Below are 1,535 nucleotides of genomic sequence, written 5' to 3' on the forward strand. Positions count from 1 at the left end.
GTCCCCCGTCGCCCTCCCCCTCCCCAGCCCGGGCGGGCGCCGACGCAGATGACGCCGCGCTCGCCGAACTCGGGTACAAGCCGGGCCTCAAGCGCACCCTCGGCAACTTCCACACCTTCGCCGCCGGGATCAGCTACATCTCGATCCTGACCGGCACGTTCCAGATGTTCTACTTCGGCGTCAGCCTCGGCGGCCCGGCCTACTGGTGGTCGTGGCCGCTGGTCTTCGTCGGCCAGCTGATGGTCGCGCTCTGCTTCTGCGAGCTGGCCGCCCGCTACCCGGTGGCCGGATCGGTCTACAACTGGGCCAAGAACCTGGGCGGTCCGCACGTCGGCTGGCTGGCCGGCTGGATGATGACGCTGGCGAGCATGGTGTCGCTGGCCGCCGTCGCCCTGGCCCTCCAGCTGACCCTTCCTCAGATCTCCTCGTGGTTCCAGTTCGTCGGCGACGGCAGCGGGAAGTACGACGCGGCGGCCAACGCCGTGGTGCTCGCCTGCGGGCTGGTCCTCTTCACCACCCTGGTCAACGCCTTCGGCGTCAAGCTGATGGCCCGGATCAACACCGCCGGCGTCTTCATCGAGCTGGTCGCGGCCGTGATCCTGGTGATCCTGCTGGCCGCGCACATCACCCGCGGCCCCAGCGCCATCGTGGAGACCCACGGCATCGGCGCCGGCCAGAACCTGGGCTACTTCGGCGCCTTCCTCACCGCGTCGCTCGCCTCCGCGTACGTCATGTACGGCTTCGACACCGCGTCCTCGCTCGGCGAGGAGGCGGTCGACCCCAGCCGCAACGCGCCGCGCGCGATCCTGCGGGCGCTGATCGCCTCGTTCGTGATCGGCGGTCTCATCCTGCTCTGCGCGCTGCTGGCGACGCCCGACCTGAGCGCGCCCGAACTCTCCGTGGACGGACTCCAGTACGTCGTCCTGAGCACGCTGGGCCACACCATGGGCCAGGCCCTGCTGTGGTGTGTGGTGATCGCGGTCGTCGTCTGCGAGCTCGCCGTGCACACCGCGGGCATCCGGCTGATGTTCGCGATGGCCCGGGACAACAACCTGCCCGGCGGCAGCCGGCTCGCCCGGATCAGCCCGCGCTTCCAGACGCCGATCGCCCCCGCCGTGGTCTGCGGGCTCGTCGCCATCGGCATCCTGCTGGTCAACATCAAGCAGCCGCAGATCTTCTCGGTCGTCACCAGCATCGCGATCATCATGATCTACGTGGCGTATCTGCTGGTCACGATGCCCATGCTGGTCCGCAGGCTGCGCGGCACCTGGCAGCCCGCCCCCGGGCGCTTCTCGCTCGGCCGCTTCGGCCTGCCCGTCAACATCCTCGCGGTGCTGTGGGGCGCGGGCATGACGGTCAACCTGCTGTGGCCGCGCGCCGCCGTCTACAACGCGGCGGCCCCGTACCACTGGTACCTGCGCTGGGGCGGAGTGCTGTTCGTCGGCGCCGTCACCGTCGGCGGGTTCGCCTACTACTGGTTCGTCCAGCGCCACCGCACCGGCGTCCTGGCCGACCACGCCGCCGAGAAGCAGGAC

1 protein-coding gene is annotated in these 1,535 nt (G+C 70.1%); it reads left to right on the forward strand.

Annotation, left to right across the window (positions count from 1 at the left end):
* Positions 1 to 1,535, forward strand: a 1,535-nt coding sequence (locus ACJA3G_RS36745) for an APC family permease (protein WP_406557354.1), incomplete at both ends; no start/stop codon positions are given.

Origin of the sequence: Streptomyces sp. YS-3 (genome assembly GCF_045257485.1) — a bacterium.
In the GTDB taxonomy this organism is placed as follows: domain Bacteria; phylum Actinomycetota; class Actinomycetes; order Streptomycetales; family Streptomycetaceae; genus Streptomyces.